Source organism: Sphingobacterium spiritivorum ATCC 33861, from assembly GCF_000143765.1.
Taxonomy (GTDB): Bacteria; Bacteroidota; Bacteroidia; order Sphingobacteriales; family Sphingobacteriaceae; genus Sphingobacterium; species Sphingobacterium spiritivorum.
Genome location: NZ_GL379770.1, coordinates 398,972 through 422,475 on the forward strand (window position 1 = coordinate 398,972; position 23,504 = coordinate 422,475).

At 42.0% G+C, this 23,504-nt stretch carries 19 protein-coding genes and 1 pseudogene; 15 read left to right on the forward strand and 5 right to left on the reverse strand.

The window, feature by feature from the left end:
• Positions 1 to 2 precede the first annotated feature (2 nt).
• The 5 genes and pseudogenes from HMPREF0766_RS02000 to HMPREF0766_RS02020 all read left to right on the forward strand — a co-directional run bounded on the left by HMPREF0766_RS02000 (position 3) and on the right by HMPREF0766_RS02020 (position 5,281).
• Entirely contained in the window at positions 3 to 1,586 is a 1,584-nt protein-coding gene (locus HMPREF0766_RS02000; protein WP_002993218.1) for an efflux RND transporter periplasmic adaptor subunit, read from the forward strand.
• Between the two features lie 23 nt (positions 1,587 to 1,609).
• Entirely contained in the window at positions 1,610 to 2,083 is a 474-nt protein-coding gene (locus HMPREF0766_RS02005) for a heme-binding domain-containing protein (RefSeq protein WP_002993219.1), read from the forward strand.
• A 72-nt stretch (positions 2,084 to 2,155) separates the two neighbouring features.
• Complete coding sequence (locus HMPREF0766_RS02010) at positions 2,156 to 3,097, forward strand: thymidine phosphorylase (protein ID WP_002993220.1); 942 nt, start codon at positions 2,156 to 2,158, stop codon at positions 3,095 to 3,097.
• Between the two features lie 151 nt (positions 3,098 to 3,248).
• Positions 3,249 to 4,076, forward strand: coding sequence for an RteC domain-containing protein (locus HMPREF0766_RS02015; protein ID WP_002993221.1), 828 nt, complete (start codon positions 3,249 to 3,251; stop codon positions 4,074 to 4,076).
• 88 nt (positions 4,077 to 4,164) lie between these two features.
• Positions 4,165 to 5,281: pseudogene (locus tag HMPREF0766_RS02020) on the forward strand (IS256 family transposase).
• 204 nt (positions 5,282 to 5,485) lie between these two features.
• On the opposite strand, the gene HMPREF0766_RS22670 reads toward HMPREF0766_RS02020, so the two are convergent.
• The 5 genes from HMPREF0766_RS22670 to HMPREF0766_RS02050 form a co-directional block, all read right to left on the reverse strand.
• The gene (locus tag HMPREF0766_RS22670; RefSeq protein WP_002993225.1) at positions 5,486 to 5,821 is read right to left on the reverse strand and encodes a four-helix bundle copper-binding protein; all 336 of its coding nucleotides are present in this window, start codon (positions 5,819 to 5,821) and stop codon (positions 5,486 to 5,488) included.
• A gap of 28 nt (positions 5,822 to 5,849) precedes the next feature.
• A complete protein-coding gene (locus HMPREF0766_RS02035) occupies positions 5,850 to 6,470 on the reverse strand; it encodes a DUF305 domain-containing protein (protein ID WP_002993226.1) in 621 nt (206 codons plus the stop codon).
• Positions 6,471 to 6,754: 284 nt separating this feature from the next.
• Complete coding sequence (locus tag HMPREF0766_RS02040; protein WP_428834889.1) at positions 6,755 to 12,160, reverse strand: N-6 DNA methylase; 5,406 nt, start codon at positions 12,158 to 12,160, stop codon at positions 6,755 to 6,757.
• A gap of 13 nt (positions 12,161 to 12,173) precedes the next feature.
• The gene (locus tag HMPREF0766_RS02045; RefSeq protein WP_002993229.1) at positions 12,174 to 12,611 is read right to left on the reverse strand and encodes a DUF1896 domain-containing protein; all 438 of its coding nucleotides are present in this window, start codon (positions 12,609 to 12,611) and stop codon (positions 12,174 to 12,176) included.
• A gap of 113 nt (positions 12,612 to 12,724) precedes the next feature.
• Entirely contained in the window at positions 12,725 to 13,006 is a 282-nt protein-coding gene (locus tag HMPREF0766_RS02050; RefSeq protein WP_052646364.1) for a methyltransferase-A70 family protein, read from the reverse strand.
• A gap of 217 nt (positions 13,007 to 13,223) precedes the next feature.
• On the opposite strand from HMPREF0766_RS02050, the gene HMPREF0766_RS02055 reads away from it, so the two are divergent.
• The 10 genes from HMPREF0766_RS02055 (at position 13,224) to HMPREF0766_RS02105 (ending at position 23,470) form a co-directional block, all read left to right on the forward strand.
• Positions 13,224 to 13,553 carry an ArsR/SmtB family transcription factor gene (locus tag HMPREF0766_RS02055; protein ID WP_002993233.1) on the forward strand — a complete coding sequence of 110 codons (330 nt, stop codon included), beginning with the start codon at positions 13,224 to 13,226 and terminating at the stop codon, positions 13,551 to 13,553.
• 75 nt (positions 13,554 to 13,628) lie between these two features.
• Complete coding sequence (locus HMPREF0766_RS02060; protein ID WP_002993236.1) at positions 13,629 to 14,093, forward strand: DUF6428 family protein; 465 nt, start codon at positions 13,629 to 13,631, stop codon at positions 14,091 to 14,093.
• Between the two features lie 19 nt (positions 14,094 to 14,112).
• The gene (locus HMPREF0766_RS02065; RefSeq protein WP_002993237.1) at positions 14,113 to 14,727 is read left to right on the forward strand and encodes a low molecular weight phosphatase family protein; all 615 of its coding nucleotides are present in this window, start codon (positions 14,113 to 14,115) and stop codon (positions 14,725 to 14,727) included.
• A gap of 3 nt (positions 14,728 to 14,730) precedes the next feature.
• Positions 14,731 to 15,759: an ACR3 family arsenite efflux transporter gene (gene arsB / locus HMPREF0766_RS02070; RefSeq protein ID WP_002993239.1), complete on the forward strand. Its 1,029-nt coding sequence runs from the start codon at positions 14,731 to 14,733 to the stop codon at positions 15,757 to 15,759.
• A 377-nt stretch (positions 15,760 to 16,136) separates the two neighbouring features.
• Positions 16,137 to 16,715 (forward strand): efflux RND transporter permease subunit, encoded by a 579-nt coding sequence (locus tag HMPREF0766_RS02080; RefSeq protein ID WP_002993243.1) that lies wholly within the window; start codon positions 16,137 to 16,139, stop codon positions 16,713 to 16,715.
• Entirely contained in the window at positions 16,712 to 17,896 is a 1,185-nt protein-coding gene (locus HMPREF0766_RS02085; protein ID WP_002993245.1) for a TolC family protein, read from the forward strand. Before HMPREF0766_RS02080 ends, HMPREF0766_RS02085 begins: the two co-directional genes overlap by 4 nt.
• A 262-nt stretch (positions 17,897 to 18,158) precedes the next feature.
• Positions 18,159 to 18,722, forward strand: a complete 564-nt coding sequence (locus HMPREF0766_RS02090; protein ID WP_002993247.1) for a helix-turn-helix domain-containing protein — start codon at positions 18,159 to 18,161, stop codon at positions 18,720 to 18,722.
• 375 nt (positions 18,723 to 19,097) lie between these two features.
• Positions 19,098 to 20,195: a TonB-dependent receptor domain-containing protein gene (locus HMPREF0766_RS02095; protein ID WP_002993252.1), complete on the forward strand. Its 1,098-nt coding sequence runs from the start codon at positions 19,098 to 19,100 to the stop codon at positions 20,193 to 20,195.
• A 35-nt stretch (positions 20,196 to 20,230) separates the two neighbouring features.
• Positions 20,231 to 20,794: a hypothetical protein gene (locus HMPREF0766_RS02100; RefSeq protein ID WP_002993254.1), complete on the forward strand. Its 564-nt coding sequence runs from the start codon at positions 20,231 to 20,233 to the stop codon at positions 20,792 to 20,794.
• 264 nt (positions 20,795 to 21,058) lie between these two features.
• A complete protein-coding gene (locus HMPREF0766_RS02105; RefSeq protein WP_002993255.1) occupies positions 21,059 to 23,470 on the forward strand; it encodes a heavy metal translocating P-type ATPase in 2,412 nt (803 codons plus the stop codon).
• The last annotated feature ends 34 nt before the right edge of the window (positions 23,471 to 23,504 follow it).

Sequence of the window (23,504 nt, forward strand, 5' to 3'; positions counted from 1 at the left end):
CAATGAATAAACTGAAAAATATTTTTAGAAATAAGGCGGTAACTTACGGGGTTATATTATTGTCCGGACTACTGCTTGGCTGGGCGATATTTGGCGGGAATTCGTCCCATGATCACAGCCATGACCTTGAAATGGAAGTGACCGAGGACGGGGAAACAGTATGGACTTGCTCCATGCACCCCCAGATCAGAATGGATAAACCGGGGAAATGCCCGATATGTGCAATGGATCTAATTCCCTTGAAATCATCCGGGGGAGGTGATGATGTAATTGACGATGACGCCATCCAGATGTCAGAAGAAGCCATAGCATTGGCGAATATCCAGACTTCGATTGTCGGCCACCAAGACGCTGTTAAAGATGTCCAACTGTATGGGACTATTCAGGTGGACGAACGTTTACAACAATCCCAAACATCGCATGTCAATGGCCGTATTGAAAATCTTTACGTAACCTTTACTGGCGAGTCGGTAAGAGAAGGACAACTGATAGCCAAAATCTATTCGCCTGATTTATTGACGGCGCAGCAAGAATTGCTCGAAGCTGCAAAATTGCAGGATATGCAGCCCCTCCTATTGGATGCCGCGAAAGAGAAGCTGAGTTTATGGAAGGTGTCAGAGGATCAGATAAGCAAAATATTGACATCCAACGAAGTTTCACCCTACGTCAATATATATGCGAATACAAGTGGTGTTGTCATAGCAAAAAATGTAAACCCGGGCGATTATATCGGCCAAGGGAGCGTCTTGTACACCATTTCAAACCTTTCCAAGTTATGGGCGGTTTTTGATGCGTATGAAACAGATCTGCCATTTCTAAAGGTGGGAGATCAGCTGGAATATACATTACGGAGTTTGCCCGGAAAAGTCTATAATGGGCGGATTGCCTTTATTAACCCTATCCTTGATGCCAATTCAAGAACGGCAAAAATCAGGGTCGAAGCCGATAACCGGGATCGCAATCTCAAACCTGAAATGTATGCAACAGCAAGGATCACTGCTCCTTTAAAGGGCTACAACGATGAGTTGGTCATTCCCAAGTCGGCGGTTTTATGGACAGGGAAGCGCTCCATAGTTTACGTAAAACAGCCAAATACATCCACGCCTGCTTTTAAACTTCGGGAGATCGTCTTGGGCCCCTCATTGGGCGACCAATATGTTGTTATGTCGGGGCTGGAAAATGGCGAGGAAATCGTGACCAAGGGAGCTTTCACCGTTGATGCAAGTGCCCAGCTGGAAGGTAAAATCAGTATGATGAATAACGATGGCGCAGCATCGGCTGCCGGACATCAGCATGGCGATGCTCAAACCAATGTCAATAAGACCCATGATATGTTGAAAGTATCAGGAAATTGTGAAATGTGCAAAAGCCGGATTGAGAAAGCGGCCAAAAGTGTCAAGGGGGTGATTTCCGCAAACTGGGATGTTAATGCCAAAGTTATCCATTTGGATTTCGATTCAAAAGTAACCTCAAAAAGTGCCATAAGCAAAGCTATTGCTAATGTTGGTCACGATACAGAGCTGGACAAGGCTCCCAAGGCGGTTTATGACGACTTACCGAGTTGCTGTCTCTATGACCGGGGATAATGGTACTTGATTAATATTAGATCATGAAAAAAAACGGAAAACGAACGAAAGCATACAAAGTAATTTTAACAGTTCTGTTAAGTGTGTTTGTGTTAATGCAATTTATAACCCCCCAAAGGAACCTATCCCCGGTTCCTGCGGGCCAGGTTTTTGTTGATTCATTTAAGGTCGATGCAAAAGTTAATGCAATCCTGTCGGTATCATGCTATGACTGCCATAGCAATAATACCCAATACCCTTGGTACACTAATGTTCAGCCTTTGGGTTGGTTCATGGCAGATCATATAACCGAAGGAAAAGAGAAATTGAACTTTGATGATTTGCCAAATTACAGCCCGAGAAGGATAAACTCAAAGTTTAGCCAGATTATTGAGCAAATCGAGAAAGGTAAAATGCCGTTGAGTTCATATACGTGGATGCATGGGGGTGCTCGTCTAAGCATGGAAGATAAGAAGCTGTTAGTTGAATACTTTAACTCGTTGATGGATAATGAATAAGTTTAGAGTGTTAATAGTACAGACGGTTCCTTCGGAAATAGACTCAAAACGTAAATTTTAATAACAGGAAAAGTGGAAAACCAATCTAATATCTTAAAATACAAACATCTCGGAATCTACACTCAAAACGAGAATGTAGTATATATGCATGAAAACTGCCACGTTTGTGCTTCAGAAGGCTTTGAGGCACTTACCCGAATTAGAATATCCACTGCAACGGACTCAATCGTAGCAAGTCTTAATGTAATTTCATCCAATCTTCTATTGACTGATGAAATTGGGTTATCGGACGCCGCAGCAAAAAAACTGAATGTTTCCCCAAATGAAACTTTGTATGTTTCACATTTGGAACCTATTAAATCTTTAAGCCACGTACGGGCAAAAATCTACAATCAGAAACTGGATTACTTGGCGTACAATGAAATCATTACGGATATAGTTCAGGGCAATTATTCCAATATCGACCTCACAGCATTTATTACCGCCTGTGCCGGAAATAGAATGGATCTTGATGAAATCACCTATCTTACAAAAGCCATGATTGCTTCTGGTATGCAATTGCACTGGAACAAGGAGATTGTTGTTGATAAGCATTGCATCGGAGGGTTACCAGGCAATAGAACAACACCGTTGGTAGTTGCCATTGTTACTGCCTTTGGCCTTACAATGCCCAAAACGTCTTCCCGTGCCATTACCTCGCCTGCCGGTACTGCAGATACCATGGAAGTATTTACCAATGTAACGCTTTCCCCTGAAAAAATAAAAGAAGTGGTTCATAAGGAAGGGGGGTGTATCGTTTGGGGTGGAACAGCCCAGTTAAGCCCGGCAGATGATCTGCTGATAAAAATCGAAAAAGCCCTCGATATAGATAGCGAGGGACAGCTAATTGCTTCGGTACTCTCAAAAAAAGCAGCGGCGGGTTCCACGCACGTTGTTATAGATATTCCTGTAGGTGAAACTGCAAAAATGAGAAGTACAAAAATGGCACAGACAAAGAGTATATGGGTGGTCTAAAATACATTTTGACCAGAAACATTGCCGCTACTACCCATTATGACAGCGATATGGGCTGGGGGTTCGGATTGAATTTGTCCTATTAAGTTTGACTTTCTATGAGGTCGGATTTAGAATCCGACCTCTTTTGATGAATTAAAAATGTTACTTAATGAGCAATTATTACGAGGAAATAATAAAGAAACTAGAAGATGAAATAAAAGAGGTGTCTCTTGAACTGGATGGTTCCATAGCTTTGTATGAAGTTATTATCGAGTTGATATTATCGAGACTTTCCGAAATAAAGGAATATACACTAAAAAATGGCTTTGATAGTATAAATGAAGAGATCCACTTTTTCAAATATCAAAAACCAGTCATTGTTGCAAAACTCATTTACTATAACGCTATCTATAAAATAGAGACAAAAAAACCTAATGATATAAAAGCTATTAGGAAATACATTAATGGTGAGCTAAGGAAACTCAAACGGTATTTTGAGAGTAACCTTGAATTCTATAAATATTACCGAACAGGCAGTTCATTTGTAGATGAAAAGTTATTTGTTCGGGGCAAACACGATATAAAGTTAAGTTTGGACACGGTTTATTTTGAAACCGACCACCGGTTTTCTACATCCCACGATTATAAGGCGGCAAAAATAATTGCCAATGACCTGATTCAAGTTTATCTTGAAGACCAACTTCACAACATAATCTATAAAGATAAATCAATAGACCTACCAACATTAAGTTGGACGGGAAGCAAAGCGGCTTTAACGGAATTGATTTACGGACTGCATTCTCAAGCCGTCTTCAATAATGGGAATACAGATATTATAACCATAGTCAGATTTTTTGAAAACAGTTTTAATGTTGATTTGGGCGATTTTTACCATACATTTTTGGAACTCAAAGCAAGAAAGCTGAACCGAACGAAATTCCTTGACAGCTTACGTGATGCTTTGATTAAAAAAATGGAAGAACAGGACGAAATATAAAATCAAAAGACGATTTTGTCGATCAGAGACTGTAAAATAAACTGTGTCAAGGATAATAAACAGAAGTATTATTTTTGACATAGTAATTATGAGTATTAAGGAAAGCGATTTTGATTTTGAGTCCATGAAGGACCTGGCCCTAGAACAGTTACGTAGTGGTGAATCACTTTATGGCAAGAACGGAGCTTTTGCTCCTTTAATGAAAAAGTTTTTAGAAGCAGCGCTAGAAGCTGAGATTGAGAGCCATCTGGATGAAGCTGAACGCTCTTGTGGTAATCGTCGTAACGGCAAGTCCAGCAAGCAGATTCGCACCTCAGATGGCACTATCGAGATCGATACTCCGCGTGACCGTCGGTCTAACTTCGAACCCCAGCTTATTAAGAAACGTGAGACGATTTTAGCTTTCTTCGATTACCGATAAGATCATTCCCCAGGTCAAGGAGTGGCAATCAAGAAGTCTAGACTCGCTTTATACGATTGTTTGGATGGACGCCATGCACTACAAAGTAAAAGAAGACCATCGGTTTGTTTCGCGGGCAGTATACAATATTCTTGGCATTGATCGAAATGGACATAAGCATCTGTTAGGGATGTATGTTTCGGAGAATGAGGGAGCTAACTTTTGGTTGAGCGTATTGACTGATTTACAAAATCGAGGCGTAGAGGATATCTTAATTGCTTGTATCGATAATTTAAAAGGGTTTTCCGAAGCGATACAGAGTGTTTTTCCCGACACCGAAGTACAGACCTGTGTAGTACATCAAATCCGAAACAGCCTAAAGTATGTAGCCAGTAAGGATCAAAAGGAGTTCATGAACGATCTAAAACCCGTATATAGGGCCGATACGTTGGATCTAGCCGAGCTTCGGATGGATGAACTTCAGGATAAATGGGGTGAAAAGTATCCTGTGGTCATTGAATCCTGGCGACGCAACTGGGATCGTCTGACCACCTATTTCCGATACGATAAATCCATCCGAAAGTTGATATACACGACTAACACGATCGAAGGATTTCATCGCCAAGTGCGTAAGGTCACCAAAACTAAAGGTGCATTCACCTCCGATATAGCGTTATTGAAATTGATTTATTTAGCACATAACAACATTAAGAAGAAATGGACGATGCCACTAGCCAATTGGGGAACAACAGCACAGAAATTAGCAATTTGGTTTCCGGGAAGAATGGTGTTAGATTTGCAATAAGAAAAATGGTTGAATTACCGCCCCGCGGGGCGGTAATTCAACCATTGACACAGTTTATTTTACACTCCCGTCGATCATTATTCGGCGAAGGAGCCAGTCCATTTTCCTCTTTCCCTAACTATCGTTTACAAATGGAAACGGTCCTGAAATTCTTTACCCAGTTTGAATTCATTGGAGGTTTTTAGACTTCTACCAATAATGAGATTATACCGCCGTTGCCATTTGCTCACAAGCTTCTGCGCATTTGTAGCAAGCATCCGCACACTCTTTGCAATGTTGCATATCATGCTTAGCACATTCATCTCCACACGCTCTACAAATCTCCGCACATAGCTTGCAAAGGTGACGGCTATATTGGCTTCCCAAACTCATGAGTTCGGCTGCGGCTCTACATATGGCTGCACATTCCAGATCAAGCTGGATACATCGAGCCATCATTTTTACATTGTCCTCTTGCAAGCAAGAAGCTGCACAATGGTTACAAGCTACAGCACAGGCGTAGCATTCGTCAATACATTTTTGAAATTGTTGATGTGACATAATTTTATTGTTTAAAGTGAGAAATTATTTATCTATTCTTATTAGCTAATAACCAGGTTTGAATCTCCGAGATTTCCTGATCCTGTTTTTCAATAATATTTTTTGCCATTGTCTGCATAGCACTTTCGTGTCCGTAAATAAGTTCCAATTTTGCGTTTCCAATTGCATTTTGATGATGCTGAATCATCAACATGGCAAAATCGTGATCCGTGTCTCCATTAATGATTTGGAGATCTGTCACTCTGCCTGAGCGTTCCATATTTTTCATCTGCTCTGTAACAAATTCGGGAACATTTAGATGCGGTACGTGACCATTGAGAAATGTGGTTAATTCTTGAATCTCAGCCTTCTGGTCTTTAATTATTTTCTGGGCCATCTCCCTCATTTGCGCATCATCGCCGGATTGCAGTTCCTTATTTGCCATGTCGATCGCTCCCTGATGATGCATTCGCATCATCAGAGCAAAAGCATTATCAGGGTCGGGGGGCATTTGCATGGCCATCATCTCATCCATCATGTTGTGCATGATAGTCATCATTTCATTGTCATCGTGATTCTGGATTTTGATTTTGTTGATATCGTCCTTATCGCACGCTTGGATAAATAACAGTATTCCTGCTATTGCCATTATTTTTATCGCTAATTTCATAGATGTATATTATTATTATCAATTTCCTTTTCTCTTTTAATAATGAAATGTTAAAGACTTTTTTTGATAGAACACATAGACAGAACAACATACAATTCAATTTGTTTGATTTTTTGGATTCAAAACGAGCTACAGATAAGATATGTGGGTGTAAGATTATTTCTGTAATGTAGTGGTTTATGCTACTATTTATTCATCAATTTTGAAATGAATCACAGTCCAGAAATAAATTGAACGAACCTGAGATGTTGTGATTAGGAAAATGTATGAATGGGTAAATGTTTTTACAATACTCCCCGTGACATATAAATACTTTTTGTCGGTACTACGCTTTCCATAGCCTTTGGATTTTCTTGCTGCTTTTCGACTTGTTCTGTAGAATTTTCTATTGGTTCCGGAGTGTTAGATAACTGTATTTTCCGCTCAATTGCCGCCAACTCCGTTTTGAGTTCGCTAAGTCGGTTTTCTTTTGTCCACGTACCATTGATTACTTCCTTAAGTATTGGAATGTTTTTTTGGAAATCTGCCATATTCTCCTGTTCTTTTCTGATATAGGTGGGCAGCTTTTCCAATGCTTTAATAAAATTTAGTGAAGCTGTTTCGGGATCTTTTGCCATTACACCATTGTTGAATGTATATTTGATAGTACCCTCACCTTGAATAAAAAAACGGTTTACACGAATATCCACCCCCTCTTTTTGTGACATTTCCGTTTTTACCAAAAGTTGAAAGCCATACAGATTACCGATTTCTTCATAATCCCCACCCGTTCGGGATTTGTCGGCAAGCTGATTGAGCTTTGCACCGATTTGTTTTATATCCGCATTGGGCGACAAAACGTCTAATTTAATAAGGTTGGCAACGGAACCGTCAGTGTTTTTTTGGATACGTCCCTGCAAATTATTCCAATCAAGGCTCATACGGTCATAGCGGGATTGGGCTTTTCCAAGTTCTGCCTCATAATCTTCCAGTTTGTACTTGGCACTTGATTTTGAACGATTGAACGATTGCCTTTCGCTTTCCAATCCGGCAATCTGTTTCTCTATTTTAGCTTTGTCCAAAAGGTCGGTATTGCCCATAAGGATAGCTACATATTCCGAGAAATTCATACCCGACTTTTCATCCATACCACCTTCGTCAATCGTCCGTTTACCAAGATTGTTGGATTTTAATTGGTCAATAAATAGCTGTTTGTTGTGCAGCAGGTTGAACTTATAACTATCCAGCGATTTTTCAACGGCATAGATGATTACATCCACTTTATTGTCGTTAAAATGCTTGGCAATCTCATTGCCTTTGCGGATAGCCCTACCGTCCCTTTGCGCAAGGTCGGACGGTCGCCACGGCGTATCTAAATGGTGTACGGCAACGGCTCTTTTCTGTGCGTTCACACCTGTACCGAGCATACTCGTAGAACCGAAAAGGACACGGATTTTGCCCTCGTTCATTCCTTTGATTAGCTCTTTTCGTTGCTTGTCATTCTTCGCTTCCTGTATAAAGCGGATTTCGTGTGCAGGTATGTCGTGGTCTTCCACGAGCTTACGTTTGATTTCGGAGTAGATATTCCACTGATTTGGCTTGTATGTTCCCAAATCCGAGAAGATGAACTGCGTGCCTTTCTGTGCATTGAATTTATTGTAATATTTAGCAATATTATCTGCACAATGGGAAGCTTTGTTATCGGCGTGGTCTTGGTAATGGGGGCTTACCATTCGCATATCCAAAGACATCTTTCGAGCGTAGTCCGTAGCGATAAGCATTTTTGCTTTTTCTTCTTTTTTAGATAGCGGTTTTCTGCCAAGTAATTCCCCTTTGCCTGATTTGGCAAACTCCATCAGCTTTTCAATAAACTTCTCCTGGTCTGGAGTTGGAGGTATGTTGTAAAATATCTCGTTCTTTTCGGGACGGTCTATTCCAATCATTTCGGCGGTACGGTAATCCGTGATTTCGGAGTAGAATTGAGCGAGTTCCGGCACTTTGATAAAGTAGCGGAAACGCTCTTTTGCCACGATATTATTGGCGACCGAAAACTCATAATCGGTTGTTTTCTTTGCGTAGATTGCCGCCCACGCATCAAACGAGTTAATGCCCTGTTTTGCCAAAGCCCTTGGTCGCAGGTATTTGAACAACAGGTACAATTCGGTCAGTGAATTGCTGATAGTCGTACCCGAAAGGAAAGTTGCCCCCATATCCGCATCGGTACGTTCCTGTATAGTCCGTATAGCAAACAAAAGATTCAGTGCCTTTAGGCTTCCCTGTTGATTGCCCAATCCTGCAACCCTTGAATGCCTTGTGTTGAAAATCAGGTTTTTGAATTGGTGGCTTTCGTCTACAAATAAATGGTCGATACCCATCATCTTGAAGTCCACAATATCATCTTTGCGGTTTTCAATGTCGTGTTGCAGGGTTTTCAGCTTGACTTCGAGGTTTTCTTTCTGTTTCTCTGCTCCGGCGAGCATACCCCGGGTTACTTCATCGCCCTGACTTCGCAAAACGTCAAGATTTTCCTCCACACTGTCCAGTTCGGATTGCAGGATTTCCTTTTGTATTTCGGGCGATTGGGGTATCATTCCGAACTGGTCGTGGGTCAATATCACACAATCCCACTCGTTGTTCTTAATATCTCCGAAAATCCGCAGTCGTTTTTGGGGCGTAAAATCATCAATGCCCGGATAGAGTATTTTAGCGTGCGGATAGGCGGTGCGGTAGGCTTCGGCAATTTCAGGTATATTCGCTTTCAACCCGATAATCATCGGTTTGTGAGCCAGTCCCAAACGCTTCATTTCCTGTGCACCCGTGCACATTATCAACGTCTTTCCGGCACCTACTTCATGGTCGCAGATAGCACCGTTATTGAGCTTTATTATCCAGACAGCATCCTTTTGGCTTGAATACAGGTCTTCAATACCCAATGCTTTTCGGTCCAATTCCGGAAACACCTGATGGGAACCGTCGTAGTGCGGTCGGACAAAACAGTTAAAGGTGTCGTTGTATTGGTCAGTCATCCTTATCTTGAACTCATCGTTTTGGGCGTGGAGCCAATCGTTAAAGGAGGTTCGGATTTCGTCAATCTTGGTATTCGCCATTTGTATGGCTTCCATATCCCGTACCTTGACATTCTTTCCGTCAACCTGTACCGTTTTGGAAATATCGGGTGTGGTATTGACAAGGGCGTGCTTGAGCAGGGCAATCCCGTCATACGTCCGGCTTTGGGCTTTGACCGCATATTTATCCCATATATGGACATTTTTCTGTTTGCAGGTGACGGAAAAATCATCGGCACTGTCCGAATAGTGGATTTTCACATCTGCGTCGAACAGATGCGATGCAAATCGGGCGTAGATGCCAGTGGGTATCCAGCGTTCGCCCAGATTAAAATCGAGTTCCTCAAATTCGATACGTCTTGGTCGGGCTTCTTCCAAAACGGTAAGGCTTTCTTTAGCTTGGGTATCATCGGGATTGCTTTCGAGGTAATCTCTTATTTCGTTGGCTTTCTCCACTACATTGCCCGCAACCCAGCGTTCGAATATTTCATATTCCTTTTGCAATGGATTGTAGTAGATGAGACCGTGTAAGGCTTCTTTCAAAGCATCAGCAGGCATACCGCTGATTTCGGACATAAAGTCCAAATCCACGCTTCCGTATTTGTTCAGCGAAGCCGATAACGCTTCTTCGGGATTGTCCGTTGCAATGGTTGCGGTAGAAAAACTTACAGGACGGCTGAATATATCTGCCTTATGGATTACACCACCAACGACACGCTCCAGATAGGGCATTTCTTTGCCTACACTGTCTGTTTTGATGAGCTTGATATTGTCCGCACTGTTGAGATTTCCGTACCTTTTGACAAAAGCATCGTATAAGCGGTTAAGGTTTTCCCTTTCTTCCTTGTGTTCTGAATGTTTCTCGGCTTCTTTTTGGTAGAGGTCGATATAGGTATCACGAACTTGGATATATGCTTCGGCTCTTGCTTTTTGCAAAGACGGTAACTGCAACGGGTGGAATATTGCCCTTGCATCACTTTTATCCACTTCCTGCAAATAGCCGACCCAACCGTTATCTACGACAAGGCAATCGTTACGGTGAAACTGTTGGAGTTCGTCACTGTACGGAGCAGGTTCGGGAACAGTAGCAGGTACGGTACCGGCTGACTTATCGGCTTGGCCATTACTGTTTGCCTGTGAAAATAAATCGCCGATTGTTTTCTGTTTTGTGCCATTGGTTTGTAAGGTTTTATTGACCGTGCCGTTTGATGCTGGAGATGTATAGGACTGTTGCATCGCTCCGCTAAAGAGGTCGGTTTGCCGACCTCTTGGGGTACGTTTTCTTTTTGTCGTTTGTCTTTTGGCTTGGGTGGTTTTCTTTGGCGGGGTAATAACCGCTACGGTTTCATTTACATTTTCAAACAGGTCGAAAATGCTTAGCTGTTTTAATTCCTGCTGGCTTTCCTGTACAATGGCTGGTGCAGTAAAACGCGGTCGTTCGGGTTGTATGATTTCGGGTTCAGTAGCCGGAGGTGCCGGCGTTGGCGTAATCGGAATTTGTACGATAGGTTCATCGTTGCTTTCGCCTTTGTACAAATCAAAATTCAGGTGCTTTCCAAAATCTTCGGAAAGCATTTGCTTCAAATCTTTGGCAATCCCCGCAACACCGTCTTTATGCGTATAGATAATTGCAGGTTTTCCGTATGGGTCGGTATCTATCTTACGGTCGGTATGTATGACCCTCGTACCGTCACGGAAAAAAGCATTGCTTGAAGTATCGTATTTGGTCTGCCTGCTTTGGCAAAACAGCTCTTCCAATTCGCTCAGAGGTTGTTTTGCCGTATTCTTTTGCAGGATAATCAGGTCGCTTCCGACTTCTGTACCTGCATATTCCGTGAACAGGTTGTTTGGCAATCGGACAACCGACACCAGATGGTTGCTTTTCATTAACGCCCTACGTATCGGCTCATTGTTGGGGCTGTTTAAAATTCCTTGCGAAGTAATAAATACCTGCAAACCACCCTCACGGAGCATATCGTTTCCTTTCAAAAAGAAATAATTGTGTATGCTACGGGCAGCCTGTATTTTTGCGGGGTCTTTGCTTCGGGAAAACGTAAGATCGAACACGGAAGTATCGCCAAACGGAATGTTGCTTGCAACAACATCATAGCTATTTTGTTCCTTTTCGGGGATTTCCTCATAACCGCTCACACGGATATTGCTTTCGGGATAGAGGTGTTTTAGGATTTTGCCTGTCAGCAAATCTTTTTCATAGGCAGTTACTTTGGTTTGTTGGTTTTCGGAAAAGGATTGTATAAACGAGCCGATACCTGCGGAGGGTTCAAGGAATTTCTGAATATTTACATCGCTTTCCCGCAGGGTTTCGGAAATTGCATCAATTACCTGTGGAGGTGTATAAAAAGCCGTCAGCACGGAGCTTTTCATACTGTCCACGTATCGGCGGTATTGCTTATCGTCTTCGGACTTTTCTTTGAGCAGTTTGTGGAGTTCCAGCGTAATGGGGAATAAATCGTGTTCGGTTTTCCTCCAATGGTTGATATCTATTTCATTTGCTATGGGGTTCAATACGAATTTAAGACCGCCAAATCCGCTGTATTGTTTCATTGACAGTCTTTCACCCACGGTAGCGTTTCGTTGCTCTTTTTCCAATGTAAAGGCAATCCGCAGGGCTTCGATATTGTCCAAGAGATGCTGCCGTTTACTGAAGCCCATTTTCCTCAATCCATATTGCGATGGTTCCGGTTATCTCGGTATAGAGCAGGTCAAACTCATAACCGTAGGCAAAATCATCGGCTAGTTCATATTGGGCGAAAACATTCTCGCAAACAGGGAACATTTTCAGAGCGAACCGCCGCAGTTCCTCGTCTGCCATTAGGGTATCGAACTCATTGCATACTACCTGAAAAACCATATCAAACTTGGAGAAGTGCAAACCCTCAAAGAGTATGTAATTCGCTATCTCATTACATTGCTCAATGGCATTGCCGGAACGGAACGCATCCTCATAGGCATTGGCAGCCCACGAGGAACGCTGGTCAATAAATTTTTGGTTGCTGGCTTTTTCAGGGAAACTACTGTTCAGGAGTTCCTGTAGTCGTAAACGGAAATACGACAGGTCTTTTTGCTGTGTACTCATAATTAAATTTTGTTTAGAATTTTGCGTAAAACCTAAAATTAGAGCAGGGAGCAAGAGCCTTTGAAGAAGTGGCAGGGTTTGGCTTCGGGAGGCAGGATTTGGCAGAACAGTGTTTATTCAGATATCGTTATAGAGTTGTCCACTTCATTGACATATACGTCCGACCCATCAAAATCATCATCATCGTTTTGGGAACTTTGTCTTGTAAAAAGCTCCAGTCTGTCAACTTGCCCAAAAAGCCGAACAATACGCTTTCTGATTTTGTCAGGTTTTTCGGATTGTCTTCCACGGGGAGATATAAGCACCTGTGGAACATCTCTTGCATGTCTTTCAAGAGGTTTTCCCTTTGTGAACAGTAGGACGATTTCTGCATTTGCCCGTGTAATATATCCCATTCCAATAAAAACCCAATCATTGTTCCTGTTCGTTTTTTTTTCTTGCAACGGCTAAGGTATCAGCGAGAAGAAAAGGTCGACTGAAAGTGGCAGAGTTTGGCTTTGAGAGGTAGGGTTTTACCACACATAAGATTATTAAAAGAATTGATTGTTTTTTTACAAACCATATTATATCTAAATTTATTATCGTAATATTGCGATATATAAAAAACAAAGCATGGGACTTACTAAATCAGAAATATTCACGGACGAGCAAAACAGATTAGCTTCTCTATTTAAGGTTCTGGCACACCCTGCAAGGGTTGCCATACTTCAATATATCATTAACCAGAAAGCCTGTATCTGTAATGATCTGGTCGAGGAATTGGGATTGGCACAGGCTACGATTTCTCAGCATTTAAAGGAGTTAAAGAGTATCGGCATCATTCAAGGCACAATCGAGGTTAAATCTGTTTGTTATTGCATCGATAAAAATGTTTGGAAAAAAATCCAAGCAGATTTTAATTCATTCTTTGATCAGGAAGTAAAGGTAAACAAGTGCTGTTAGCCGTGTTTTTTTAATATTTAACATCGCTATATTACGATACAATATTTTAATAAATCATTTCAAAATTCAAAAACAATGAAACTATCAAACATCAAAGAAATCTTACCAACATTGGACAATGTTGAATTTCAATTAGCGGACGGAACATTTGTCCCCAAACATTTCCACGTTACGGAGGTAGGTATTGTTACAAAACATTTTATTGATTGTGGCGGAACGATCAGAAATGAAAAGGTCGTCAACTTCCAGTTGTGGAACGCCAACGATTTTGAACACAGGCTAAAGCCGACCAAACTATTGAACATCATCAAACTGTCCGAAGAAAAATTGGATATTCAAGATGCCGAAATAGAAGTGGAATACCAAAGCGAAACCATTGGCAAATACAATCTGGATTTTAACGGAAACCATTTTGTACTGAAAAACAAACAAACCGCTTGTTTGGCAAGTGATGCCTGCGGTATTCCTGCCGAAAAACAAAAAGTAGAATTATCAGAGCTGAACAGTGCTTGCTGTTCGCCTAATTCGGACTGTTGTTAAACCCTATAAACCAATCGTAATGTACAAGAATTTAGCTGAAACCATAAAGGGAATATCTGATGTTCAGACCGTAAGCGAAGAACGTAAAACCATATTGCAACCCTTGATAGACTTCGTACAACAAAAAGTAAGCAACGGACAGGTAATAAATCTCAATTTCATCTGTACACACAATTCACGAAGAAGCCATTTATCGCAGGTTTGGGCACAGGTGGCAAGTGTATATTACCATATCCCGAATGTATATTGCTATTCGGGCGGTACGGAAGAAACGGCATTATTTCCGAAAGTAGTGGAAACATTGAATGAACAGGGTTTTTCTGCTTTCAAAATTTCGGAAGCGGACAATCCTGTTTATGCTATTAAGTACAGTGAAAATGCTTTGCCGATTATCGGTTTTTCAAAAAAGTACGATAGCCCTTTCAATCCTGTATCGGCATTCACTGCCATTATGACCTGTTCACAGGCAGACGATGGCTGTCCTTTTATTGCAGGTGCAGAAAAGAGAATACCTATCACATTTGAAGACCCGAAGATTTCAGACGGCACAACAGAGCAGACAAAGATATATGCGGAAAGGAGTTTGGAGATAGCAACTGAAATGTTCTATGTTTTTTCAATGATTAAAAAATAACCAATGCAACCAAAACTAAAATTTCTTGACCGTTACCTTACCCTATGGATATTCCTTGCTATGGCATTTGGCGTAGGATTAGGATATTTCTTTCCCAACATTTCTAACGTAACAGACAGCTTGTCCGTAGGAACCATTAATATCCCGCTGGCAATAGGTTTGATACTGATGATGTACCCGCCATTGGCAAAGGTGGATTATACAGTATTGCCCAAAGCGTTTAAGGATAAAAAAGTAATTGGAATATCTTTATTCCTCAATTGGGTAATCGGTACGGTAATGATGTTCGGGTTAGCCGTTCTGTTTTTAAGGAATGAACCCGATTATATGACGGGATTGATTTTGATAGGATTGGCAAGATGTATCGCAATGGTAATTGTATGGAGCGACCTGGCAAAAGCCAACAGGGAATATACGGCACTATTGGTAGCGTTGAACAGTGTCTTTCAGATATTGAGTTACAGTTTTTTGGTTTGGCTTTTTATCAACGTATTGCCGAGTAAATTAGGATTAGCCAATTTCAATGTAAATGTATCAATGAAAGACGTTACCGAAAGCGTGTTGATATACTTGGGTATTCCTTTTTTTACAGGTTTCGTGAGCCGATATGTTCTTATAAAATCAAAAGGCATTGAATGGTACAATAGAAAATACATACCGGCAGTATCACCTATTACACTTTACGCATTATTGTTTACCATTGTACTGATGTTCAGTTTGAAAGGCGACAAGATATTGGAGTTGCCAGTGGACGTGATTAAGATAGCCATACCGCTAATCATCTATTTTGTATTGATGTTTTTCGTGAGCTTTTTTATAAGCAAATCCCTGAATGTTCCTTATGACAGGAACGCGTCCATAGCATTTACAGCCACCGGGAACAATTTTGAATTGGCCATAGCCGTAGCCATTGCGGTTTTTGGTATTCATTCTCCACAGGCATTTGTTGGCGTTATCGGACCATTGGTCGAAGTGCCTGTACTGATACTATTGGTAAGGGCAAGTTTATGGTTGAAGAAGAAACTATACTAAGTTGATGTAAATAACTTAGCGGGATTTTAGAATTGTCAAGAAACTAAAATTAAACCCTCTGAATCCGGAGCGTTTATTGTTTGTTCAAGATGTGAAGCATCCTGCCCACCTCAATATCCATTCGGGAAAATGCAAACCATTTTTTGCCCAGGTCTTTGAGCGAAGCCCCTATATGGTAAAGCTCCGCTTGGTCTATTATCAAAAATCGGTCGTGGGTATCGGAGAAAACCTTAATTTCAATCGGGAGGTATTGGCTGTTGTACCGTTTTATGTCCAATTGTAGCTGATTGCTGATTGCTTTGGTGTAGATTGTTGCGGTTACATTTTGTTTTCGCTTAACCAATATCGTTAGTGCCGTTGAGGAAATCCAACAGATAGTGGGCGAAAAAATAAAGCTGCCCGAAGATTACCACATTGAATACGGTGGGCAATTTGAAGCGGAGGCAGAAGCATCGCAGACCTTGATTGCGACCTCCCTGCTTTCCATTCTGATTATTTTCCTGATACTGTTCCGGGAGTTCAAAACGGTAAAGTTAGCCGCCATCATTTTAATCAACCTGTCTTTGGCATTGATTGGCGGTGTGTTCAGCATCTATTTTACCAGTGGCATTTTGAGCATTCCTGCCATTATCGGTTTTATCACCTTGTTTGGTGTGGCTACCCGTAACGGCATCCTGCTCGTATCGCATTACAATACATTGTGTGATGAGGGGTTGGATTTGTACGATACGGTTATACAAGGCTCAAAGAACAGGTTAAGCCCCATCCTGATGACGGCACTTACCGCAGGGCTGGCATTGATACCGCTTGCTATTGCGGGCGATTTGCCCGGCAACGAGATACAAAGTCCTATGGCAAAAGTGATATTGGGCGGCTTGCTTACTTCTACATTGCTCAACATTTTTATTGTTCCGGCGGTGTACTATTTATCTAACAAAAAAGCAGCTAAAGCATGAACATAAAATTTTTAACGGCAATCTGTATGTGCGTTTTTACCATACAATTGCAGGCACAGTCAGGATTGGAAACCGTCTTGTCTGATGTTGCCAAGAACAATAAAACGCTGCAAACCCAAAGCAAATATTGGGATGCGCAGAAGTTATTGTACCATACGGGCAATACGCTGTACGACCCTGTGGTCAGCTACGATTTTATGCGTGGCTCACCCTATGCCATTGCGGGCAACCAAACGGACATTAACGTCTTGCAGCGTTTCGACTTTCCCACGGTTTACAGTAAAAAGAAAGCATTGGCTGGCGAGCAGAGTAAGCAGGCAGATTTTTCGCTAACAGCCAACAGGCAGGAAATATTATTGGGAGCGAAAAAGATTTGCATTGAACTGATATACCGCAATAAACTTCAGGAAAGAATTATAGAACGGAAAACAAAAACCGAAAAGTTCCTGACCGACTTTCAGACCAAACTGGATAAGGGCGAAGGTAATGTGCTGGACGTGAATAAGGCTAAACTTCAATTGATTGAGATTAATAAAGATTATCAGTTGAACATTTCCGCTATCAACCAACTTCATCAAAAACTGACGGAACTTAACGGCGGTATAGAGATAGTCTTTAACGATACCATATACCCTGAATATAAGCCCGTTCCTGCATTTGAAGAATTGGAAGAAACAATTGAATACAAAGACCCGGTAAGAAAATATTTGACACAACAGACCGTAGTAGCCCAAAAGGATATTGAAGTTACTAAGGCATTGACCCTGCCAAAATTTGAAGTGGGTTTTCATTATCAGGGTATTTTAGGGCAGCAGTTTTACGGTGCAAAAGTAGGCGTGAGCATTCCTTTGTGTGAAAACAAAAATCGGGTGAAGCAAAAGCAGGCTGAATTATCGGTGGCAGAAGTACAGGTAGCACGGCACAAGAACGAACATTATTATCATTTGAAGCAACTGTATGAAAAGTATATCAACCTGCAAAAGACGGTAGCAGAATATGAGAAAGTATTAAGCAGTATCAACAGTATTAAACTATTGGATAAAGCGTTATCATTCGGAGAGATAACCACTATCCAATATTTTTTGGAGGCAAGTTACTTTTATACCGCTACCAATAATTATTTGCAGGCGGAGAAAGAGTACAACGATGCAATAGCCGAACTGTACCAGTATTTGCTATAATTTAATATTGTAGGGTGAATGCAGACCATTAGCAAAGGCAGATGTATCACTGTTTTAAAACCTTGCGGAATACAACTTTCGCAAGGTTTCAATTAACTAAATTAGAAGCCTGGGCCGAGGCTTCAGGTTAACAAAAACCCAAATTAAAAGCGCCTATGCAGACAATGCAATCAGATAACTTGATTTAGACAGGAAGCAACGAGCGTAGTTCGACTTAAATCGTAAATTTGTTTATTGTGCTTAATATAGCAGTTAGTAAGATATGAATACACTCTTTATTAAAAATATGGTATGCGACCGCTGTATTATGGTGGTGCAAAACGAATTGGATAAACTTGGTTTAGATGCTAAAAATGTAAAGCTGGGCGAAGTTACCCTTACCAAAGAAATTACACCTACGGAGAAAGAGGCTTTGGTCAAGACTTTAGAGCCATTGGGGTTTGAAGTAATTGATGATAAAAAAGGCAGGATAATAGAAAAGATAAAGAACATTATCATTGACCTGGTACATCATCAGGATAGTGATGTAAAAACCAACCTTTCCGATGTATTGAGCGATAAACTGCACCACGATTACAATTACTTGTCCAATCTGTTTTCAGAAGTAGAGGGTACAACTATTGAAAAATACTTTATCGCCCAAAAGGTGGAAAAGGTAAAAGAACTGCTGGTGTATGATGAACTGTCGTTAAGTGAGATTGCCATGCGCCTCAACTATTCAAGCGTAGCCTATTTGAGCAACCAGTTCAAGAAAGTAACGGGGCTTACCCCGAGCTATTTCAAACAAGTCCGGGAAGATAAGAGAAAGCCGTTGGATAAAGTATAGGAACGGCTACGCTATTCAGGAACACTGCGGGCAAAGCCCTGACACCGTAAAATTGACTTCACTTATTTTATATCCTTTAGGCAACTTAAATAACGGTTGCACATCCTCTATACAAGTTACCGATTTACATTTTTGACAACTGAAATGCAAGTGGTTATGATTGTGGACTACTTCACAGTTATGGCAACTTGCATATCCTACACCCCCGTCAACGTTTACCACTTTGTGGACTAAATCTTCTTCCATTAACCTATCCAGTACCCGGAGATATTTGCCGGAGAGAAAGCCGGGAAACTGAACATACAGATTGCCGCACAATTCAACAACAGGGAAGAATTTGATATAGTCAGGAACAGCGAAATTACAACGCCTCAAATGACTTTGAATGTCAGCACGATTTCCGAAGAAATTTCTTGGGAGCATCCCACATTCAAAAACTTTAACGGAAGTATCGGCATATCCGCTATGCAGCAGGACAATACCTACAAAGGTCGGTATCTCATCCCTGCCTACAATTCCCAAACATACGGTGCATACTGGATTGAAAAATGGAAGAAGAACAAATGGGAGCTTCAGGGCGGTATCAGGTATGATTTTAAGCAAATCAGTACGGTACGATACCCTTACAATAACCAGCCTGTGGAGCATGACTTTGATTTTTCAACAATCGGGGCATCATTCAATACCATCTACCATCTTTCAGACCATATCAGGATAAACGGAATGGTCAGCCTTGCCAATAGGGCTCCCCACGTTAACGAACTGCTCATTGACGGCATACATCAAGGTACTGCCACCTATGAACTTGGGGACGTAAACCTGAAAATAGAGCAGGCTGTAAACACGGTCTTGGGGCTTTCATATAGCAATGAAGAAAAATCAGTAAATATAGACTGGTCTGTATTCTACAATTCCATCAACAACTTTATCTATTTACAGCCCCGCCCGGGAGAGCCTGTATTGACCATTGCAGGTGCATTTCCCAAATTCTTCTATCAACAGGCTGATGCCTATCTCACGGGAACGGATTTATTAATCAATTACAAGCCTGTACAGAAACTGGACATCATAGGAAAGGCATCTTTGCTAAGGGCGTACAATAAAACGATAAACGACTGGCTGATTTCCATGCCATCGGACAGGTTTTCATTGGGGTTCAATTACGAACTGCCCGATATAAGGTCTTTCCAAAAATCCTATATCGGGATGGAAATTCCGCTGGTCTTAAAACAGACAAGAGTACCTGATGAAAACATACACGGCCAGCAGGATTATAAGCTGCCCCCTGATGGTTATCTCCTGACAAATATATCCGCTGGTACAGTGGTCAGTGTCTTGGGCAGGTCACTGAACATCAATCTTGCAGTGAGCAACCTGTTCAATACCCGGTACAGAAACTACCTGAACAGCTTCAGGTATTTTACGGACGAAATGGGCAGAAACATCTCCGTTAGATTAAAGTACGTTTTCTGACAAACACGTTTTTCAACAATTAAATTTATATAACAATGACACAGAAATTCAAACATTTTTCTTCGATTGCCGTAGCGGCAATCGTACTATTCGCAACCTCATGCAGCAAAGACGATGACCCTATCCCCGAAGAAAACGACAACGAGGTAATCACTACGGTACAGCTACGTTTTAAGGAACAGGGAACCACGAACGAACTTCTTTATGCTTGGAAAGGTGCTGACGGAGCCGGAGGAAACGCCCCGGTCATAGACCAGATTGCACTGCAACCGGGTAAGTCCTATGATGTCAGCGTATCCTTTCTTGACGAGGTAAATGGTGAAGACATTACCGAAGAAGTAAGTGAGGAAAATATAGACCACCGTATTTATTACGTGCCATCTTCCACATCAAATATACAAATCACAAATTTGGATAAGGATGACAACAACGTTACGTTAGGGCTGGAAAGCGTTTGGACAACCACGACCGCTTCCACTGGTACGGTCAGGGTTGTGCTGCGCCATTATCCACAGGGAGGAAAGATTGAAACGGACTTGATTAATGACCCTAAGTCATCAACTGACGTAGATATTCAATTTAATTCTAAAGTTGAATAAACCCCGCACCAAGAAGAAGACCGGGCATCCGTCAGTATTTTAAGACCACAGCTTTTTAAGCAAACAATAAAGCATTGCGATTATCTTTCGCAATGCTTTGTGGTTTTAAAGACCATCTAAAACTGGCTTTATGGCGATAACCATCTGATGAAGTGGCTCACCTATACAGGATTTCAATAAATCTTACAAATCAAATCCAAAATTTCACAACAGTACCCATAATTATAATAGCCAATTTTGCATTGTAAATTAAAGCAGGCAAATATGGCGACAAACAGAGAAAATATATACATACCGTTGGAGGATGTAGAAAGCGAACACTGTGCATTAATCGTTGAAAAGGGATTGGCACAGGTAAAAGGCGTAGAAACCCATAAAGTAGAGCTGAACAACCGCAGGGCAGCGATTACAGTAGATAGCAATGAAACCGTAGGCGAAGCTGTTAAGGCAATTAAAGATTTAGGTTACGGAGTTCCTACGGTTAAAAGTGCTTTTCCGGTATTGGGCATGACCTGTGCATCCTGTGCGGGCAGTGCCGAAAGCATTGTTAAATACCAACCGGGAGTAGTTAATGCTTCCGTGAACTTTGCAACGGGCAATCTTACCGTGGAATATCTGCCCAATATGACCGATGCCTCCACCCTGCAAAAAGCGGTTCAGGGAGTAGGTTACGACCTATTGATTGAAGACAAAACCAAGCAGCAGGAAACGCTCGAAGCCATCCACGAAAAGAAATTCCGAACCTTGAAAAACAAGACCATTTGGGCAATTATCCTTTCCCTGCCCGTGGTAATCATAGGAATGTTCTTTATGGATATGCCCTATGCAGACCCGATAATGTGGCTCTTTTCCACGCCCGTTGTAATATGGTTGGGCAGGGATTTTTTTGTAAACGCTTGGAAGCAGGCAAAGCACCGTTCCGCCAATATGGATACGCTGGTGGCATTGAGTACAGGTATTGCCTACCTGTTCAGTGTTTTCAATATGCTGTTTGCCGACTTTTGGCATCAACGGGGACTGCATGCTCACGTATATTTTGAAGCGGCTGCCGTTATTATCGCATTCATCCTCTTGGGAAAACTGCTGGAAGAAAGAGCCAAAGGCAACACCTCTTCAGCCATTAAGAAGCTGATGGGCTTGCAGCCAAAAACGGTCATCGTGGTACATGCGGACGGAACGGAAAAGCAGACCGCTATCGAAGACGTAAGCGCAGGCGATGTGATACTCGTAAAGCCCGGTGAAAAGATTGCGGTAGACGGCATGGTCATATCGGGCAATTCGTATGTGGACGAAAGCATGTTAAGCGGTGAGCCTGTACCTGTATTGAAAAAAGAAAAAGAAAAAGTATTTGCAGGAACGATTAACCAAAAAGGCAGCTTCCGGTTCAGGGCGGTAAAAGTGGGCAAAGAAACCATGCTTGCCCACATCATCAAAATGGTGCAGGATGCACAGGGAAGCAAAGCACCCGTACAGAAACTGGTCGATAGGATTGCGGGCATCTTTGTTCCCACAGTGATAGGTATTGCCATCCTGACATTTACGCTATGGTTGATTTTGGGAGGCGAAAACGGGGTTGTTCAAGGTCTGTTGGCAGCCGTTACGGTATTGGTCATTGCCTGCCCCTGTGCTTTAGGCTTAGCGACACCCACCGCTATTATGGTAGGCGTTGGTAAAGGTGCTGAAAATGGCATTTTGATAAAGGATGCCGAAAGTTTGGAACTGGCCAAAAAAGTAAATGCCATCGTTTTGGACAAAACCGGAACCATCACCGAGGGAAGACCACAGGTAACGGGCATTAAATGGCTGAACAATGAGGACACTGCAAAAGAAATCCTTTTGAGCATCGAAAAGCAATCCGAGCATCCATTGGCAGAAGCCGTAGTGAAGCATCTTGGCGATGTAGCGACCACCTCTTTATCCATGTTCGACAGCATTACGGGCAAAGGCGCAAAAGCAGACCATGACAACGAAACCTATTATGTAGGCAACAAAAAGCTATTGGCAGAAAACAACATTGCCATTGCCGGCGAATTACAAGACCAGGCCGAAGAATGGGGCAAACAGTCTAAAACCGTTATCTGGTTTGCAAACAGCAAAAAGGCTCTTGCTGTAATCGCTATCGCCGATAAGATTAAGGAAACATCGGTGCGGGCTATCCGGGAAATGCAGGAAATGGGCATTGACCTGTATATGCTGACCGGAGATAATGAAGCTACTGCAAAAGCCATTGCGGAGCAGACAGGCATCAAGCATTACAAAGCCGAAGTTTTGCCACAGCACAAAGCCGACTTTGTGAAAGAACTGCAAAGTAAAGGAAAGGTAGTGGCAATGGTGGGCGATGGTATCAACGACAGCACCGCATTGGCAACAGCCGATGTAAGTATCGCAATGGGCAAAGGCAGCGACATCGCAATGGACGTAGCCAAGATGACCATCATTTCGTCCGACCTGACCAAGATACCGCAGGCAATACGCTTGTCCAAACAGACCGTAGCCACCATCAAGCAAAACCTGTTCTGGGCGTTTATCTACAACGTAATCGGCATTCCGGTAGCGGCAGGCATCCTTTACCCTGTTAACGGCTTCCTGCTCAACCCGATGATTGCGGGTGCGGCAATGGCATTGAGCAGCGTGAGCGTGGTCAGTAACAGCCTGCGGTTGAAGTGGAAGAAATAAAACAGTAAATCTCACAAATCAAACAAGAAATTAC

Excerpts from the sequence above, each read along its gene's own strand:
- HMPREF0766_RS02015 (WP_002993221.1), top strand. The coding sequence starts at position 3,249 with ATGAGCAATTATTACGAGGAAATAATAAAGAAACTAGAAGATGAAATA.
- HMPREF0766_RS02000 (WP_002993218.1), top strand. The coding sequence starts at position 3 with ATGAATAAACTGAAAAATATTTTTAGAAATAAGGCGGTAACTTACGGG.
- HMPREF0766_RS02060 (WP_002993236.1), top strand. The coding sequence starts at position 13,629 with ATGAAACTATCAAACATCAAAGAAATCTTACCAACATTGGACAATGTT.
- HMPREF0766_RS02050 (WP_052646364.1), bottom strand. The coding sequence starts at position 13,006 with ATGGGATATATTACACGGGCAAATGCAGAAATCGTCCTACTGTTCACA.
- HMPREF0766_RS02035 (WP_002993226.1), bottom strand. The coding sequence starts at position 6,470 with ATGAAATTAGCGATAAAAATAATGGCAATAGCAGGAATACTGTTATTT.
- HMPREF0766_RS02090 (WP_002993247.1), top strand. The coding sequence starts at position 18,159 with ATGAATACACTCTTTATTAAAAATATGGTATGCGACCGCTGTATTATG.
- HMPREF0766_RS02095 (WP_002993252.1), top strand. The coding sequence starts at position 19,098 with ATGACTTTGAATGTCAGCACGATTTCCGAAGAAATTTCTTGGGAGCAT.
- HMPREF0766_RS02100 (WP_002993254.1), top strand. The coding sequence starts at position 20,231 with ATGACACAGAAATTCAAACATTTTTCTTCGATTGCCGTAGCGGCAATC.
- HMPREF0766_RS02055 (WP_002993233.1), top strand. The coding sequence starts at position 13,224 with ATGGGACTTACTAAATCAGAAATATTCACGGACGAGCAAAACAGATTA.
- arsB (WP_002993239.1), top strand. The coding sequence starts at position 14,731 with ATGCAACCAAAACTAAAATTTCTTGACCGTTACCTTACCCTATGGATA.
- HMPREF0766_RS02085 (WP_002993245.1), top strand. The coding sequence starts at position 16,712 with ATGAACATAAAATTTTTAACGGCAATCTGTATGTGCGTTTTTACCATA.
- HMPREF0766_RS02105 (WP_002993255.1), top strand. The coding sequence starts at position 21,059 with ATGGCGACAAACAGAGAAAATATATACATACCGTTGGAGGATGTAGAA.
- HMPREF0766_RS22670 (WP_002993225.1), bottom strand. The coding sequence starts at position 5,821 with ATGTCACATCAACAATTTCAAAAATGTATTGACGAATGCTACGCCTGT.
- HMPREF0766_RS02005 (WP_002993219.1), top strand. The coding sequence starts at position 1,610 with ATGAAAAAAAACGGAAAACGAACGAAAGCATACAAAGTAATTTTAACA.
- HMPREF0766_RS02045 (WP_002993229.1), bottom strand. The coding sequence starts at position 12,611 with ATGAGTACACAGCAAAAAGACCTGTCGTATTTCCGTTTACGACTACAG.
- HMPREF0766_RS02065 (WP_002993237.1), top strand. The coding sequence starts at position 14,113 with ATGTACAAGAATTTAGCTGAAACCATAAAGGGAATATCTGATGTTCAG.